The sequence below is a fragment of the Streptomyces sp. NPDC006339 genome (assembly GCF_040612775.1).
Classification (GTDB): domain Bacteria; phylum Actinomycetota; class Actinomycetes; order Streptomycetales; family Streptomycetaceae; genus Streptomyces.
This window is the reverse complement of sequence record NZ_JBEXQW010000009.1, coordinates 98,223-114,872: the sequence shown is the minus strand read 5'-3', so window position 1 is coordinate 114,872 and position 16,650 is coordinate 98,223. Positions and strand designations below refer to the sequence as shown.

Below are 16,650 nucleotides of genomic sequence, written 5' to 3'. Positions count from 1 at the left end.
CGGACGGGCGGCCGGTGTCGCTGCGCGGGCCGGGCCGTCCTCCGTTCGCACCATTGGTCATGAAAAAGGATGAGACGACGACAGGGCGACGGTCGCTGCTGCGCCTCGCCGCCGCCCTCGGCGCCACCACCGCCGTCGGGGTCTTCACCACCGACCGCCTGACCGGGCCCGACGGCACGCCCGCCGCCGCCCCGGGCGGTCCATCCCCGGCCGGACCCGCCGCCGGTCCGACGGCCGGGGGCCCGCCGGGCGCCGCGGCGGGGCCGCAGGCACAGGCCGCCCGGCTGAGACCCTCCGCGTACCGGCTCCAGCCGATGACCGGCTACGCGCCGCCCGCCTTCCGCAAGGCGATCCCTCCCGTGCGCACCCGGCCGTTCCTCCATCTGACCGGTGTCGGACGCTCGATGGTGCTCACCTTCGACGACGGCCCCGACCCCCGCTACACCCCGGACATCCTGGCCGTCCTGCGCCGGCACGGCTGCCGGGCGATGTTCTTCGTCTGCGGCGAGATGGCGGCCGCGCGGCCGGACCTGCTCAAGGAGATGGCCGAGGACGGGCACGTGGTCGGCAACCACTCCTGGTCCCATCCCCTCGTCCCCAAGCTCCGGCCCTCCCGCATCCGTCAGGAACTCGGCTCCACCTGCGACGTCATCGAGCAGGCCCTCGGCGCCCCGCCGCTGTGGTACCGGGCGCCGTACGGGGCCTGGAACCGGCACTCGTTCGAGATCGGCGCCGAGCTGGGCATGGAGCCGCTCGCCTGGACCGTCGACACCCTCGACTGGAAGGAACCGCCCGCCGACAGCATCGTCCGCCGCGTCCTCGACGGGGCCGGCCCCGGCGTGATCGTCCTCAACCACGACGCCGGCGGCAACCGCTCCCACACCGTCGCCGCCCTCGAGCGCTATCTGCCCGAACTCCTCGACGCGGGCTACAGCATCACCGTGCCGCGCCGCTGAGGAGGGATACAGGAAGGGCCCCGGTGCCTGGTGCGCGCCGGGGCCCTTCCTCCTCTCGGGGGCGGTGCTACCGCGACCCCACCATCCGGGCGTAGACCACCACGTTGCCGTCGTAGCCGTGGGCGCGCGAGTAGCCGCCGCCGCAGGTGATGACGCGCAGTTCGGGCTGGCCGGTGTCCCCGTAGACCTGGACGCCGGGGAAGCTGTCCTTCGAGTAGACCTCGACCCCGTAGATCTCGAACACCGCCACCCGACCGTCGTAGCGGTCCACCTCGATGTGCTGGCCCTTCTCCAGGGAGCCGAGGCCGTAGAAGACCGCCGGGCCGGCCATGTTGTCGACGTGGCCCACCACGACCGCCGTACCGCGCTGGCCCGGCGCGATGCCGTTCTGGTACCAGCCGGCGAGGTTGGCGTCCTGGGCGGGCGGGGCGGCGATCCAGCCGTTCTGGTCGAGGCCCACGTCCATGATCGGAGCGGCCACCCGGATCGCCGGGATCCGGATCCGCGAGGCGGGCGCGAAAGGCAGCTCCTGGAGGCCGGCGACCGTGGGGGGCGGGCCGACCGGCCGGGCGGCCGGGCGGGCCGCGGCCGCGGGCTGGGGCGGGCCGGCCTCGAAGCCGACCCCGTTGCGCATTATGGCCAGGCCGGAGAGCATGACGAGGGCCAGCGCGCCCCAGGGTTGGCGTCTCCTGGCGGCTTCGAAGAGGCTGAAGTCCTTGGGGCTCATCGTTCTCCCTTGGTGGCGTCACGTGGAACGGTAAGGGCGGGGATACGAACCGGCGATCGGAGCGGGGCGAACGGGTGGCGCGGGCGGCGGAACGGGTCCGCGGGGCCCCGGACCGGGTGAACCGGGCGTCAGCCATCCGAGTCATCGTCAGATCATCGTCCTGACGCTCTGTGACCTGCGGCTCCGTCAGATTCCCACCCCGTTCGGCCGACATCCGGCCTCACCGGGGTGGCCCAGTGCCGAAATGCGCAGGTCGTCAGCGCTTGTGATGGTTCGTCATGGAAGACGTACTCGTCGAATCTCCCGGAGCACCGCTTTGGGGCGTCTTCCACTGGAGGTTCAACCATGCGTGCTGCACGCACTCTGGCGGTGACGGCGACCGCGTTCGCGGCGCTCGGGCTCGCGGCCCCCCTCGCCACCGCCACCAACGGGCCCAGCAGTGTCACCGTCGGTTCCTCCTCGGTCCAGCGGGGAGGTGACGGCTTCCACGTCAACGTCATGCCCTCCGCGGTTCACCAGGGGTCAACTCTCACGATCACCGTTAAGGGCTGCGCCGGGGGCACCGTCACCTCTGCCGCCTTCCCGACGGTCAGCCTTTCCGCGCCGTTCGGCGGGGTCTCGAGTGCCGTCGCCCGTGTCTACAACCACGCCACGCCCGGCGAGCACACCCTGACCGTCCACTGCACCAGCCCCAGCCGCGTGCTCACCCAGCGCTTCCGTGTGCTGGCCGGCCAGGGCACGACGGGCGGTCTGGGCGGCTCGCTCGCCCCGAGCTCCACCGAGATGGCGGTGGGCGGCAGCCTCGTCGCGGCCGCGGCGCTGGGCGGCGGCCTGTTCGTCGTCCGCCGGCGCCGCACGTCCGGCGCGGGGGTCTGACCGGCCGAACCTCCCGGTCGGCCCGCCACGCCCGTCGCCCCCGAGTCCTCTCTCAGGATTCGGGGGCGACGGGCGTGGGACGGGCCGGGGTGGTGGGCGGCGGTGCGGTTCGGGGCACCGTCGCCGCCGTCAGTGGCGCCGGCCGGCGGACGACCTGCGGCGGATCACCAGGACGGTGCCGCCGGCCGCCGCGAGCACCATGGCGCCGCCCGCCGCGTACGTCCAGGCGCTCGTGGAGTCCATCGAGCCGCCGAGGCCGCCCTGCACCCCGCGCGGGGGCGGGAGTAGCGTCGAGCTCGCCGTGGGGGTGGGGGTGAGGGTGGTGGGGGTGGCGGTCGGGGTCGGGAAACCGCTGATGGTGAGGTCGACGGTGCCCTGCACGCCGCCCGTGCAGTTGAACGAGACCGTGTAGACGGCACCCCGCTTGGCGTCGATGTCCACCGTGGCGGTGGCGGCGGAGCCCGGGGCGATCGTCACGGTGTCGAAGATGCCGGCCGAGGCCGTCGCCGTGCTCGCGCAGCCGGGGGCGCTCAGGGTGACCCGGCCCCCCGGTGCGACGACGGCGGGAGAGACGACGAAGTCGCCCGGGGCCTTCGCCCGGGCCGCCTGGGGGTTCGGCGCCGGAGCGCCGTCGGCGGCGACGGCGAGGGGGGCGGCCAGGGCGAGGGAGGCCGCCCCCAGGAGGGCGGTGGTGGCGGCACGTATCGCGCGCATGTCGGTGAGTCCTCCGGGTCCCGAGGAGCAGCCGCGGACGGGATATCCGCAAAGGGCAGGGAATGCACCTCGATGACCGAAACGCTAGGAGCCCTCTACCACAGCCGCGATCCCAGACGGGCGAATGGGGCACGCAGGTCCCCCGCACGGCCCACAGACAGGGCGCGGTCAGTCCGTGAGCCGCGGGAACAGATCGGTGAAGGGGCCTGCGGTCGCCGAGATGCCCCGCCCGTACGGGGCGTCGAAGTTCCAGATCAGGAAGAGCAGGAAGGCGATGAGCGCGCTGAACAGGCCGGCGAGCAGCAGTTCCCTTCCGGTGCGCCGGATCTGGAGGGTGAAGATCAGCCCCACCGTCACCAGGGCCCCGATGATGAGGCCGAACCACACCACCCCCGGCATCGTCTCGCCGGCACTCTGCCCGCGCGCCCCCCGGGCGTCGTCGGCGACCGACACCTGGTCCACCAGCGGTTGGTACGCCTGGCCCTCGAAGTCGTCGGCGGGCCGGTAGTCGGTCACGCTGCGGCGGACCTTCTCCAGGAGCTCCGTCCCCCGGTCGGTCAGCTCGCCGTGCTCCGCCATGTGCGGGAACTCCTCCTCGACGACGTACGACACGTACGCGTCGACATCGGCCCGGATCCGCTCCCGCACGGCCTGCGGATACACCTCCGCCCGCGCCGAGATCTCGTGCAGCGCCTGCGCCTCCTGGCGCACGGTCTCCTGGGCCGCGCTGCGCGCCTCCCAGACGCCGGCGATGGCGAGGCCGAGGACGATGGCGTACACCACACCGATCATCATCGTCATGTACTCGATGACGTCCGGGGTCTCGCTGGGGTCGTCGTCCTCGGGGATCCGGCGGTTGTTGATGACGACGATGGTGAGGACGACGGCGCACGCGGCGGCCATCGCGAGGGTCAGAACAAGCCATTCGGACACGGGTGCATCCCTCCGGAGGGATCAGCGGGAACGGGAGCGGAGGATCGCGGTCGCGAGCACCGCGGGGGCGATGATGAGCAGGGTCGTGGTGAGCACGTTCGGGGTGCTCTTCGGCTTCATCCGCGCCGCGCCCTTGTAGTGCGGCAGGGCGGCCGGTGCCGGCCGGGGGCGCACGGTCGGTGCGGGGGACGGCGCAGGCGGCGCCGGCGGCTCCGGCTCGGGAGCGGCCGGCGCGGGGCGCGCCGGTGCGGGCCCCGGCGCCACCGGTGCCGGCTTCGGCGGGGGAGCGGGCCGGGCCGTGGGCGGTGGCTCGGGCGCGGGCGGACGCGGCGTGGGTGTGGGCTTCGGCGTCGGTTTCGGCTTCGGCGGTTTGCTCGGATGGGGCGGGTGCGTGGGGTGGGGCGGATGCGGCGGGTGGGTCGGGTGCGGTGGATGGCTGGGGAAGCAGGGCCCCGGCCCGGCGGACACGATCGCGACGCTCGAACCGCCGGGACCGGTCGAGGCGTAGGCGCACGCGTCGGCGACCGCGGGCGGCGCGGGGGCGACGAGCAGCCACACCAGCGCGCCGGCCGCGAGGGACCGCGCCAGGAGCGATCCGTACCGGGTTTGACGTTTCCGCGTGTTCTGTCGTCTCACGCGTAGCCCAACGCGCCAACCGCCCCCTCGTTGCGGTCCGTTCGGAAGGAATTCGCGGCGCACGTGCCAATGGCGTGTGACCAAGAACGGATCGCGAATTTCCGTTTCTGCTCGCTCTCCCGGCGGGCGATCAGTAGCCTCAGCTCGAACGTCGGCGGCGAACACCTGGCCGCATCCCGTGGCGACTTGTTGGAGACTTGATGGAGCGTCCGGCCTGGGCTCCGCCGGGCATCGATATCTCGGTGCCGAGCGTGTCCCGTATGTACGACTTCTATCTGGGCGGCTCGCACAACTTCGAGGTGGACCGGGAAGCGGCCCGCAAGGCCATGGAGTTCCTCCCGGGTCTCCCCAAGATCATGCAGGCGAACCGCGCCTTCATGCGCCGCGCCGTACGGTACGCCGTCGACCACGACGTCACCCAGTTCCTCGACATCGGCTCCGGCATACCGACCTTCGGCAACGTCCACGAGGTCGCCCAGGCCGCCAGCGAGAAGGCCCGCGTCGTCTACGTCGACCACGACCCGGTCGCCGTCGCCCACAGCCGGGCCGTGCTCGACGGCGACGACCGCACGGCCGTCGTCGCCGCCGACCTGCGCAAGCCGCGCGAGATCCTGCTCAGCAGGGAGGCCGGCGAACTCCTCGACATGAACCGCCCGGTGGCCCTGCTGCTCGTCGCCGTCCTGCACTTCCTGGAGGACGAGGACGAGCCGTACGCGGCCGTCGCCGAACTCCTCGACGCGCTCGCCCCCGGCAGCCTCCTCGTCCTCACCCACGCCTCCTACGAGGGCATCCCGGTGTCCCAGGAGCGCGCCGGCGGCGCCGTCGGCGTCTACCGCGACATCCGCAACCCGCTCGTGATGCGCTCCCGCGAGGAGATCACCCGCTTCTTCGAGGGCACCGAGCTCGTCGCTCCCGGTCTCGTGTCGATGCCCCGGTGGCGGCCCGACCACCCGGACGAGGAGGAGGACCCCTTCGCCTTCTCCGGCTTCGCAGGGGTGGGGCGCAAGGCGTGAAGCTGCCGTCCCCGCCGGCCGGTTCCGTCGCCGACGGACCGGAGGACAGACTCAGACGGTTCGTCACCATCTGGAGCCGGGCCGTCTTCCCCGTCACCGCCACCTCGATGACCCGCCAGGAGTTGGAACAGCACCTGCTGCCGCCCGCCCGGGAGCTCTACGAGGCCCTGCACGCCCGGCCCTTCGACACCGCCCCCGCCCACCGGGTCGGCCAGGCCCTGGTGGCCGCCCACTGCACCGACCCCGACGCCCTCGCCCGCAGCCTCGGCGTCGTCGACGCCTACCTGGTGCTGTACTGCGCCGAGGACCCCGAGCACCGGGGAACCGCCGCCGCCCTGTCCACCGAGGAGCTCCGGGCCCGCTGCTCCCGGCTCCAGCACGCCATGGCCGCCGGCTTCGCCCAGGCCCTGCGCGAGCGGACCCTCGCCGAGCAGGAGTCCATCGCCCACTCGGCGCTCTCCGCCCGCAGCGCCGCCGAACTCGCCCTGCACGCCACCGAGAGCCGCTTCCGCGCGGTCTTCGACGGCGCCGCCATCGGCATCGGCATCGCCGACCTCGACGGCAACGTCCTGGAGGTCAACGAGACCCTCACCCGGATGTTCGGCGGCCTGGAGCAGACCGTCCTGTCCCGCAACATCGCCGACTGGGCCCACCCCGAGGACGGCCCGCACGTCTGGCGGCTCTACGACGAGCTGGTGCGGGGCGAGCGCGAGCACTACCGGGTCGAGAAGCCGTACTACCGCAGCGACGGCACCGTCCTGTGGACCAACCTCACCGTCTCCCTGCTGCGGGACGCGGCCGGCGCCCCCCAGTACCAGCTCGCCCTCCTCGAGGACACCACCGAACGCCGGCTGCTCAACCTGCGGCTGCGCTACGAGGCGACGCACGACGCCCTGACCGGGCTGCCCAACCGGACGCTGTTCTTCGAGCGTCTGGAGAAGGCCCTCGCGCCGGGCGAGGGCAGCCGCTTCGGCCTGTGCTACCTCGACCTCGACGGCTTCAAGGTCATCAACGACAGCCTCGGCCACTCCACCGGCGACCGGCTGCTCGTGGAGGTCGCCGACCGGCTGCAGAGCTGTGTCACCGCCCCCGGCGAGATGGTCGCCCGGCTCGGCGGCGACGAGTTCGTCGCCCTGACCACCGGACCCGGCACCGAACGGAAGGTCGCCGAGCTCGCCGACCGCATGCTCGCCGCCCTCGCCACCCCGATCAGCATCGACGGCCGCGAGCTGGCGGTGCGCGGCAGCGTCGGCGTGGTCGAGGGCCCGGCGGGCGAGCGGACCGCCGCCGAGGTGCTGCGCAGCGCCGACATCACCATGTACCGGGCCAAGTCCGCGGGCGGCAACCGCTTCGAGTACGCCGACGCCGAGGCCGACGCGCGGGCCATCACCCGCCACGGGCTGACCACCGCGCTGCCCGCCGCCCTGGAACGCGGCGAGTTCTTCATCGAGTACCAGCCGCTGGTCCACCTCGACGACGGCAGCGTGCACGGCGCCGAGGCGCTCGTACGGTGGTGCCATCCGCAGCACGGCGTCCTCGGCCCGGACCGCTTCATCCCGCTCGCCGAGAACACCGGCCTCATCGTGCCGCTCGGCCGCTGGGTGCTCCAGGAGGCGGTGCGCCAGGCCCGCTTCTGGCAGGACGGGGCCCCGGGCGGCCGCAAGGCGACCGGTCCGCTGCGGATCAACGTCAACCTGTCGCCGACCCAGCTCCACCACCCCGGCCTGGTCGCCGAGACCGTCGACGTCCTGGAGCGCTCCGGACTCGAACCGGGCGCGCTGTGCCTGGAGGTCACCGAGTCGGCGCTCATCGGTGCCGACGACGACCTGCTGAAGCCGCTGCGGCAGCTCGCCGAGATGGGCGTGGACATCGCCCTCGACGACTTCGGCACGGGCTACTCCAACCTGGCCAACCTCCGCCGGCTCCCGGTGAGCGTCCTCAAACTGGACCGCTCCTTCACCCAGGGCATGCAGCAGCACCCGGCGAACCCCGTCGACCTCAAGATCGTCGAGGGCATCGTGCACCTGGCCCACAGCCTGGAGCTCGCCGTCACCGTCGAGGGCGTCGAGACCGGCGCCCAGGCCCAGCAGCTCCGCGAGCTCGGCTGCGACACGGCCCAGGGCTGGTACTACGCCCGCCCCGGTGCCCCGGACCGGATCCACTCTCTGGTGCTGGCGGACGCGGTGTAGCCCCGAGGGCGCCCAGGCGCCGGGGGGACCCGCCCCCAGGGGGCGACCCGGTCGGCGGCTAGCCCGCGGACGTGCCCCGTCGGGTGGCCATGAGCAGTTTCTGCAGCTCGCGCGCCGCCCGCGGGGGCGCCACGTCGCTGCGGTGGGCCAGCGCGATGGTCCGGCGCAGGCCCGGCCGCGCCAGGGCGGTGACCCGCAGGTCGCGGCCCGCCCGGCCGGCCACCATCGCCGGGACGACGGCGAGGCCGAGCCCGGCCCGTACGAAGCCGAGGACCGCGTCCATCTCGCCGCCCTCCACCGTGAACGACGGCTCGAAGCCCTCCGCCCGGCAGGCCGCTACGGTCAGCTCCCGCAGGTCGTAACCGTGCCGGAACATCACCAGCGGCTGGTCGCGCAGATCCGCGATCCGCACCGGCCGCCGCGGCGCGGGCGCCGACGCCGAGGACACCACCACCAGGTCCTCGGTGAGCAGCTCCACCGTCGTCAGCGCGGGCGACGGCGTCGGCAGCGGCAGCACCACCAGCGCCAGATCGAGCGCGCCGCGCGCCAGTTCCCGTACGAGGTCGTGCGAGCCGCCCTCCTCGATGAGCAGCCGGATCCCCGGATGCAGGTCGTGGAAGGCGCGCAGCACGTCCGGCAGGAGGCCCGTGCACAGGCTGGGCGTCGCGCCGAGGCGCACCCGGCCGCGCCGCAACTGCACCAGTTCCTGCACCTCGTGCCGGGCCGTGTCCGTGTCGGCGAGGATCCGGCGGGCCAGCGGCAGCAGGGCCTCGCCCGCGTCGGTCAGGGCGATGTTCCCCCGGGCCCGGCTGAACAGCTCCGCGCCCAGCTCCTGCTCCAGGGCCTTGATCTGCTGCGAGAGCGAGGGCTGCGACACATGGACGCGCTCCGCGGCCCGGGTGAAGTGACGGGTCTCCGCGACGGCCACGAAATAGAGGAGCTGCTGGAACTGCATGACACCCACCCTACGCCGATCCATAGAAGATGCCTATGGAGATCAGCCGAACCATGTCTTGGACCTCTCAGGTCCTCCGGCCCTACCGTCGCTGGCATGGCTCTGGCAACCAAGACCGACCGGCAGTCCGGCCGGCCGCCCTCCCCCGCGCCGACCCGCGGATTCTGGGCGTCGACGATCGGCAAGAAGACGGTCATGGCCGTGAGCGGCCTGATCATGCTCGCGTACCTCGTCGCCCACGTCGCGGGCAACCTCAAGGTCTTCTTCGGCCCCGAGGAGTTCAACGCCTACGGCCACTGGCTGCGCGTCATGGGCGCCCCCGTCCTGCACCACCACTGGGGCCTGTGGATCGCCCGGATCGTGCTGCTCGCCTCCGTCGTGGCCCACGCCGTCTCCGCGTACCAGCTCAGCAGGCGCGACATCAAGGCCCGCCCCACCCGCTACGTCCACCGCCGCAAGGGCTCCTCCTACGCCACCCGCACCATGCGCTGGGGCGGCGTCATCCTCGCCCTGTTCATCGTCTGGCACGTCCTCGACCTCACCACCGGCACCCTGCACCCCGGCGGCTTCGAGGAGGGCAAGCCCTACCAGAACGTCGTGGACACCTTCTCCACCTGGTACGGCAACGTCGTCTACATCGTCGCCATGCTCGCCGTCGGACTCCACGTCCGGCACGGCTTCTGGAGCGCCGCCCAGACCCTCGGCGTCGGCAACGCCCGCCGCGAACGCCTCCTCAAGGCCGCCGCCAACGCCCTCGCGCTCGTGCTGACCGCGGGCTTCGTCTCCGTACCCGTCGCCGTCATGACCGGAGTGGTGAGCTGACCATGACCTCCCCCGACTATCGCCTCGGCGCCCCCCTCGCCGACACCAAGGCCCCCGCCGGCCCCATCGCCGAGCGCTGGGACACCCGCCGCTTCCAGGCCAAGCTGGTCAACCCCGCCAACCGCCGCGGCCACCGCATCATCGTCGTCGGCACCGGCCTCGCCGGCGGCTCCGCCGGCGCCACCCTCGCCGAACAGGGCTACCAGGTCGTCCAGTTCTGCTACCAGGACTCCCCGCGCCGCGCCCACTCCATCGCCGCGCAGGGCGGCATCAACGCCGCCAAGAACTACCGCAACGACGGCGACTCCGTGCACCGCCTGTTCTACGACACCGTCAAGGGCGGCGACTTCCGGGCCCGCGAGTCCAACGTCCACCGCCTCGCCCAGATCTCCGTCGAGATCATCGACCAGTGCGTCGCCCAGGGCGTGCCCTTCGCCCGCGAGTACGGCGGACTCCTCGACACCCGCTCCTTCGGCGGCGTCCAGGTCTCCCGCACCTTCTACGCCCGCGGCCAGACCGGCCAGCAGCTCCTCCTCGGCGCCTACCAAGCGCTGTCCCGGCAGATCGCCGCCGGCAACGTCGAGATGCACCCGCGCACCGAGATGCTCGACCTCATCGTCGTCGACGGCCGCGCCCGCGGCATCGTCGCCCGCGACCTCGTCACCGGCCGGATCTCCACCCACTACGCCGACGCCGTCGTCCTCGCCACCGGCGGCTACGGCAACGTCTTCTACCTCTCCACCAACGCCATGAACTCCAACGCCACCGCCGTGTGGCGGGCGCACCGGCGCGGCGCCTACTTCGCCAACCCCTGCTTCACCCAGATCCACCCCACCTGCATCCCGCGCACCGGCGACCACCAGTCCAAGCTGACCCTGATGAGCGAGTCGCTGCGCAACGACGGCCGCATCTGGGTCCCCAAGGCGAAGGGCGACAACCGGCCCGCGAACGAGATCCCCGAGGACGAGCGCGACTACTACCTGGAGCGCATCTACCCCTCCTTCGGCAACCTCGTCCCCCGGGACATCGCCTCCCGCGCCGCAAAGAACGTCTGCGACGAGGGCAGGGGAGTGGGCCCCGGCGGCCAGGGCGTCTACCTCGACTTCGCCGACGCCATCCGGCGGATGGGCCGCAAGGCGGTCGAGGAGAAGTACGGCAACCTCTTCGACATGTACGAGCGGATCACCGCGGAGAACCCGTACGAGGTGCCGATGCGGATCTACCCCGCCGTGCACTACACGATGGGCGGCCTCTGGGTCGACTACGACCTCCAGACCACCGTCCCCGGCCTCTTCGCCATCGGCGAGGCCAACTTCTCCGACCACGGTGCCAACCGGCTCGGCGCCTCCGCGCTCATGCAGGGCCTCGCCGACGGCTACTTCGTCCTGCCCGCCACCATCAACGACTACCTCGCCCGCCACCCGCACGCCGAGGCCGTCACCGACGACCACCCGGCCGTGCGCGAAGTCCTCGCCGAGACCGAGGACCGCCTCCACCTCCTGCTCGCCGTCGACGGCGACCGCACCCCCGACTCCTTCCACCGCGAACTCGGCGAGCTCATGTGGGAGTTCTGCGGCATGGCCCGCACCGAGGCGGGCCTGCGCAAGGCGCTGCGCCGCATCCCCGAGATCCGCGACGAGTTCTGGCGGCGCATCAAGGTCCCCGGGACGGGAGAGGAGTTCAACCAGTCCCTGGAGAAGGCCAACCGGATCGTCGACTACCTGGAGCTCGCCGAGCTGATGTGCCTCGACGCCCTCCACCGCGAGGAGTCCTGCGGCGGCCACTTCCGCGAGGAGTCCCAGACGCCGGACGGCGAGGCCGCCCGGCGCGACGAGGAGTTCTCGTACGCCGCGGCCTGGGAGTTCGCCCCCGACGGCGTCCCGGTGCTCCACAAGGAAGAACTGACCTTCGAGTACGTCCACCCCACCCAGCGGAGCTACGCATGAGGCTCACCCTGCGCGTCTGGCGCCAGAAGAACGCCGACGCCGAAGGCGCCATGGCCGTCTACGAGGTGGACGGCATCTCCTCCGACATGTCCTTCCTGGAGATGCTGGACACCCTCAACGAGGACCTCATCCTGCGCGGCGAGGACCCCGTCGCCTTCGACCACGACTGCCGCGAGGGCATTTGCGGCGCCTGCAGCCTCGTCATCAACGGCGACGCCCACGGCCCGGAGCGCACCACCACCTGCCAGCTCCACATGCGGTCCTTCCGCGACGGCGACACCATCGACATCGAGCCCTGGCGGGCCGCCGCCTTCCCCGTGGTCAAGGACCTGGTCGTCGACCGCTCCGCCTTCGACCGCGTCATCCAGGCCGGCGGTTACATCAGCGTCCCCACCGGCTCCGCCCCCGAGGCGCACGCCACCCCGGTCCCCAAGGCCGACGCCGACTTCGCCTTCGAGCACGCCGAGTGCATCGGCTGCGGCGCCTGCGTCGCCGCCTGCCCCAACGGCTCGGCGATGCTCTTCACCTCGGCCAAGGTCAACCACCTCGGCGTCCTCCCCCAGGGCGCCCCCGAACGCGAGACCCGCGTCCTCGACATGGTGGCCCAGATGGACGCCGAGGGCTTCGGCGGCTGCACCCTCACCGGCGAATGCGCCACCGCCTGCCCCAAGGGCATCCCGCTGCCCTCCATCGCGGCCATGAACAAGGAATGGCTGCGAGCGAGGCGGAAGGCCACCCGCCGCTAGGGGGGGGGCCGCTGGTAGCCTCCGTCGGGGTGTGGTGCACGGGGGCGGGACGGGGGCGGCGCAGTGGATCTGCCGGAGCGTGTGGGCGACTACACGGTGGAACGTGAGCTGGGCGCGGGCGGCATGGGGACGGTCTACCTGGCGCGGTCCCGAGGCGGGCGCACCGTGGCCGTGAAGGTCGCCCGGCCCGAGCTGGCCGCCGATCCGCACTTCCGTGCCCGGTTCCGCGCGGAGGTCGAGGCCGCCCGCAGGGTCGGCGGCTTCCACACCGCCCAGGTGGTCGACGCCGACCCCGACGCGGCCGCCCCCTGGCTGGCGACCGCCTACATCGCCGGGCCGACCCTGTCGGAACTGCTCGCCACCCGGGGCCCGATGGACGAGCCCGCGCTGCGTCTGCTCGGGGCGGCCCTGTCCGAGGCGCTGCAGGCCGTGCACGCCTGTGGTCTCGTCCACCGCGATCTCAAACCGGGCAACATCATCATGGCGGACGACGGACCGCGGGTGCTCGACTTCGGGATCGCCCGGGCCCTGGAATCGACCCGGCTCACCTCCACCGGAGCAGCCTTCGGCACCCCCGGTTTCCTCGCCCCCGAGCAGGCGCAGGGACTCCCGGTCGGTCCTGCCGCCGATGTGTTCGCGCTGGGGGCGGTGCTGGTCGCGGCGGCGGGCGGCAAGGCGTTCGGAGACGGTACGCCGATGGGGCTGATGTACCGGGCGGTGCACGAGGAGCCCGACCTGACCCACGTCCCCGAGGGCATCCGCCCGGTGGTCGCCGCCTGTCTGGCCAAGGACCCGGCGCAACGGCCCACGCCGAAGGGGCTGTTGGACCTGTTCGTGCCCGGCGCCGCTCCGCGGCCGACGGAGGTGACGCACCCGCCGACCCTGCCGGCCGGCGGGGACGTCCACCGCGCCGCGACCGTGGCCGCCCGGCCACCGGACGGCGCGCCCTGCCCCGCTCCTTCGCGCCACCCGGCCCCGGACCGGCAGGGCGGGACCGATCCCGCGCCGAGGAGGAAGAGGCGCACGAAGCCGTACGCCGCCGCAGCCGTGATCGTGCTCGCCGGTGCGGGCTACGGAGGGTACGAGTTCTCCGACCTGTCCTTCCCCGACGTCACCCACGAACTCGTCGCGCCCCCGAGCCTGTTGGGAGGCACGTACGCCCACGACGGCCGTCAGCCCCTCACCCCGGACGGGCCCTCGGACGGCTTCTTCGAGAGGGACGTGCGGAGCTTCACGGTCACGTACGTCAACACCACCGAGGGCCGCAAGTCCGAGTCGGTCAGAGTCCGGGGCAGGTTCGGCCGGTTCAAGTTCGTGGAGGAGAAGCGCGACAGCCTCATGCGGTCCTCGGAGAGGGGTGACGACGTCGTCGTCGAGGAGGCCACCACGAAGCGCCTCCCGGACGCGGGCGTGGACTTCCGCTGCGAGGCGACCACCAAGCAGACGCTGTGCGCGTGGGGAGACGCCAACACCGTCGCCGTGGTGACCTTCCCGAGCACGTTCACCGTCGAACAGGGGGCCGCGGAGACCCAGAGGATCCGCGACGAGATGCTCCTACCGGTCGCCGACGGCTCCTGACGGCTCCCGACGGGCTCCCGGGGGGCTCCCGGGGGTCCCGGGGGGCGCCCTCGTCCCGGCTCCCGGTTCGGCTTCCGGTTCGGCTTCCGGGGTGACCGGCGCGGCCGCCGCGGCCGTTACGGCGCGAGCCGGGCCGCCAGATACGGCGCCGTGCGGCTTCCCGCCGCGCGGGCCACCTCGGACGGCGGGCCCTCGGCCACGATCCGGCCTCCCTCGTCGCCGCCGCCCGGGCCCAGGTCGAGGACCCAGTCCGCGGTCGCCACCACGTCCATGTCGTGCTCGACCACCACCACCGTGTGGCCCGCGTCGACCAGCCCGTGCACCTGGCGCATCAGCACCTCGACGTCCGCCGGGTGCAGCCCCGTCGTCGGCTCGTCCAGCACGTACAGGGTGTGCGCGCGGCGCGGTCGCTGGAGCTCGGAGGCCAGCTTGATGCGCTGCGCCTCGCCGCCGGACAGCTCCGTCGCCGGCTGGCCGAGCCGCAGATAGCCGAGGCCCACCTCCAGCAGCGTCCGGAGGCTGCGGGCCGCCGCCGGGGTGTCGGCGAAGAACTCCGCGGCCGCCTCCACCGTCAGGTCGAGCACCTCCGCGATCGTCCGGCCGCGCAGCCGCACCTCCAGGGTCTCCGGGTTGTAGCGGGCGCCGTGACAGTCGGGGCAGGGAGCGTACGTGCTCGGCAGGAACAGCAGCTCCACGGAGACGAACCCCTCGCCCTGGCAGGTCTCGCAGCGCCCGCCCGGCACGTTGAAGGAGAACCGGCCGGCCTTGTAGCCGCGCGCCCGCGCCTCCTCCGTCGCCGTGAACAGCTTGCGTACGACGTCGAACAGCCCTGTGTACGTGGCCAGGTTGGAACGCGGGGTGCGCCCGATCGGCTTCTGATCGACCGTCACCACGCGGGCCACGCGCGCGTCCTGCCCGGAGGCCGCCTTCTCGGTGAGGGCGCTCACCAGCGTCGACTTCCCCGATCCCGACACGCCCGTGACGGCGGTCAGCACCCCCAGCGGGAACGCGGCGTCGACACCGCGCAGGTTGTGCCGGGTGACCGGACCGGTGCGCAGCAGGCCGGCGGGCTCGCGCACCGCCCGCCGCGGCACCGGCTCCCGGTCGAAGAGGAAGCGCCGGGTCGCCGAGTCGGCCACCTGCGCGAGCCCCGCCGGCGGGCCGCTGTACAGCACCCGGCCGCCGTGCTCCCCGGCCCGGGGGCCGACGTCCACCAGCCAGTCGGCGTGCCGCACCACGTCCAGGTGGTGCTCGACCACGAACACGGTGTTCCCGGCTGCCTTCAGCCGGTCCAGAACCACGAGCAGCGCCTCCGTGTCCGCCGGGTGCAGTCCCGCCGACGGCTCGTCGAGCACGTACACGACTCCGAACAGCCCCGCCCGCAACTGGGTGGCGAGCCGCAGCCGCTGCAGTTCCCCGCTGGACAGCGTCGGGGTCGCCCGGTCCAGGCTCAGATAGCCCAGGCCCAGCTCCGTGACCGTCGCGATCCGTGCCACCAGGTCCTCGGTGAGGACCCGGGCGGTCTCGGAACCGCCGGACGCCGCCCCCTCTGCCGCCTCCGCCAGCTCCGCCAGCGGCAGGGCCGCGAGCTCGGCGATCGTACGGCCCGCGAAGGTCACCGCCAGCGCCTCCGGCCGCAGCCGGCTGCCGCCGCACGCCGGGCACGGGGCGCTGGTCAGGAACCGCTCGGCCTTCGCCCGCAGCGTCGCGCTCTTCGAGTCCGAGAAGGTGTGCATCACATAGTGCCGTGCGCTCATGTACGTGCCCTGGTACGGGCGCTGGATGCGGCCCGCCTCCCGGACCGGGTGGACCGTCACCACCGGCTGCTCGTCGGTGAAGAGGATCCAGTGGCGGTCCTCGGCGTCCAGCTCCCGCCAGGGCCGGTCCACGTCGTGGCCGAGCGCGGCGAGGACGTCCCGCAGGTTCTTGCCCTGCCAGGCCCCCGGCCAGGCGGCGATGGCGCCCTCCCGGATCGACAGCCCAGGATCGGGCACCAGGAGCTCCTCGCTCGTCTCGTGCACCCGGCCCAGGCCGTGGCAGGACGGACACGCCCCGGCGGCGGTGTTGGGGGAGAAGGCGTCGGAGTCCAGCCGGTCGAGGCCCGGCGGATAGTCACCCGCCCGGGAGAACAGCATCCGCAGGGAGTTGGAGAGCGTCGTCACGGTGCCGACCGAGGAGCGCGCGTTCGGCGCGGCCCTGCGCTGTTCGAGCGACACCGCCGGGGGCAGCCCCGTGATCTCCCCGACCTTCGGCGCCCCCACCTGGTGGATCAGCCGCCGGGCGTACGGCGCCACCGACTCGAAGTAGCGGCGCTGGGCCTCCGCGTAGATCGTCCCGAACGCGAGCGAGGACTTGCCGGAGCCGGACACCCCGGTGAAGACGGTGATCGCGTCGCGCGGGATGTCGACGTCGACGCCCCGCAGATTGTGCTCGCGGGCGCCGCGCACGCGGACGTACGGGTCGGGGCCGGGGCCGGGGCCGGGGCCGGGGCCGGGGCCGGGGGCGTGGGCGTGGATGTGGGCGGTGCCGGGGTCGGGGGAGTGCTCGGGCATCCCTCGA

At 73.1% G+C, this 16,650-nt stretch carries 14 protein-coding genes; 8 read left to right on the top strand and 6 right to left on the bottom strand.

Annotation, left to right across the window (positions count from 1 at the left end; genetic code table 11):
- The first annotated feature begins 59 nt into the window (after positions 1 to 59).
- Positions 60 to 956, top strand: a complete 897-nt coding sequence (locus ABZ135_RS09865; RefSeq protein WP_356693681.1) for a polysaccharide deacetylase family protein — start codon at positions 60 to 62, stop codon at positions 954 to 956.
- A 67-nt stretch (positions 957 to 1,023) separates the two neighbouring features.
- On the opposite strand, the gene ABZ135_RS09860 is transcribed toward ABZ135_RS09865, so the two are convergent.
- Positions 1,024 to 1,683: a class F sortase gene (locus ABZ135_RS09860; RefSeq protein WP_356693679.1), complete on the bottom strand. Its 660-nt coding sequence runs from the start codon at positions 1,681 to 1,683 to the stop codon at positions 1,024 to 1,026.
- A 345-nt stretch (positions 1,684 to 2,028) separates the two neighbouring features.
- Here ABZ135_RS09860 and ABZ135_RS09855 point away from each other — a divergent pair, with 345 nt between their 5' ends.
- Complete coding sequence (locus tag ABZ135_RS09855; RefSeq protein WP_356693677.1) at positions 2,029 to 2,559, top strand: hypothetical protein; 531 nt, start codon at positions 2,029 to 2,031, stop codon at positions 2,557 to 2,559.
- Positions 2,560 to 2,688: 129 nt separating this feature from the next.
- Here the strand turns inward: ABZ135_RS09855 and ABZ135_RS09850 are convergent, their stop codons facing one another.
- The 3 genes from ABZ135_RS09850 to ABZ135_RS09840 all read right to left on the bottom strand — a co-directional run bounded on the left by ABZ135_RS09850 (position 2,689) and on the right by ABZ135_RS09840 (position 4,380).
- Positions 2,689 to 3,273: a hypothetical protein gene (locus ABZ135_RS09850; protein ID WP_356693675.1), complete on the bottom strand. Its 585-nt coding sequence runs from the start codon at positions 3,271 to 3,273 to the stop codon at positions 2,689 to 2,691.
- A gap of 168 nt (positions 3,274 to 3,441) precedes the next feature.
- Positions 3,442 to 4,206 (bottom strand): hypothetical protein, encoded by a 765-nt coding sequence (locus ABZ135_RS09845; RefSeq protein WP_356693673.1) that lies wholly within the window; start codon positions 4,204 to 4,206, stop codon positions 3,442 to 3,444.
- 21 nt (positions 4,207 to 4,227) lie between these two features.
- Positions 4,228 to 4,380: a hypothetical protein gene (locus ABZ135_RS09840; RefSeq protein ID WP_356693671.1), complete on the bottom strand. Its 153-nt coding sequence runs from the start codon at positions 4,378 to 4,380 to the stop codon at positions 4,228 to 4,230.
- A gap of 662 nt (positions 4,381 to 5,042) precedes the next feature.
- On the opposite strand from ABZ135_RS09840, the gene ABZ135_RS09835 reads away from it, so the two are divergent.
- Both ABZ135_RS09835 and ABZ135_RS09830 read left to right on the top strand, forming a co-directional pair.
- The gene (locus ABZ135_RS09835; RefSeq protein WP_356693669.1) at positions 5,043 to 5,855 is read left to right on the top strand and encodes an SAM-dependent methyltransferase; all 813 of its coding nucleotides are present in this window, start codon (positions 5,043 to 5,045) and stop codon (positions 5,853 to 5,855) included.
- A complete protein-coding gene (locus ABZ135_RS09830) occupies positions 5,852 to 8,044 on the top strand; it encodes an EAL domain-containing protein (RefSeq protein WP_356693667.1) in 2,193 nt (730 codons plus the stop codon). Before ABZ135_RS09835 ends, ABZ135_RS09830 begins: the two co-directional genes overlap by 4 nt.
- A gap of 58 nt (positions 8,045 to 8,102) precedes the next feature.
- On the opposite strand, the gene ABZ135_RS09825 is transcribed toward ABZ135_RS09830, so the two are convergent.
- Positions 8,103 to 8,999 carry a LysR substrate-binding domain-containing protein gene (locus tag ABZ135_RS09825; protein WP_356693665.1) on the bottom strand — a complete coding sequence of 299 codons (897 nt, stop codon included), beginning with the start codon at positions 8,997 to 8,999 and terminating at the stop codon, positions 8,103 to 8,105.
- Positions 9,000 to 9,095: 96 nt separating this feature from the next.
- On the opposite strand from ABZ135_RS09825, the gene ABZ135_RS09820 reads away from it, so the two are divergent.
- From ABZ135_RS09820 to ABZ135_RS09805, 4 genes are all read left to right on the top strand, one after another.
- Positions 9,096 to 9,821: a succinate dehydrogenase gene (locus ABZ135_RS09820; RefSeq protein WP_356693663.1), complete on the top strand. Its 726-nt coding sequence runs from the start codon at positions 9,096 to 9,098 to the stop codon at positions 9,819 to 9,821.
- Between the two features lie 2 nt (positions 9,822 to 9,823).
- Complete coding sequence (locus ABZ135_RS09815; RefSeq protein ID WP_356693661.1) at positions 9,824 to 11,767, top strand: fumarate reductase/succinate dehydrogenase flavoprotein subunit; 1,944 nt, start codon at positions 9,824 to 9,826, stop codon at positions 11,765 to 11,767.
- Positions 11,764 to 12,513 (top strand): succinate dehydrogenase/fumarate reductase iron-sulfur subunit, encoded by a 750-nt coding sequence (locus ABZ135_RS09810; RefSeq protein ID WP_356693659.1) that lies wholly within the window; start codon positions 11,764 to 11,766, stop codon positions 12,511 to 12,513. Before ABZ135_RS09815 ends, ABZ135_RS09810 begins: the two co-directional genes overlap by 4 nt.
- 63 nt (positions 12,514 to 12,576) lie before the next feature.
- The gene (locus ABZ135_RS09805; RefSeq protein WP_356693657.1) at positions 12,577 to 14,091 is read left to right on the top strand and encodes a protein kinase; all 1,515 of its coding nucleotides are present in this window, start codon (positions 12,577 to 12,579) and stop codon (positions 14,089 to 14,091) included.
- 116 nt (positions 14,092 to 14,207) lie between these two features.
- Here the strand turns inward: ABZ135_RS09805 and ABZ135_RS09800 are convergent, their stop codons facing one another.
- Positions 14,208 to 16,643, bottom strand: a complete 2,436-nt coding sequence (locus ABZ135_RS09800) for an excinuclease ABC subunit UvrA (protein WP_356693655.1) — start codon at positions 16,641 to 16,643, stop codon at positions 14,208 to 14,210.
- Between the last annotated feature and the right edge of the window lie 7 nt (positions 16,644 to 16,650).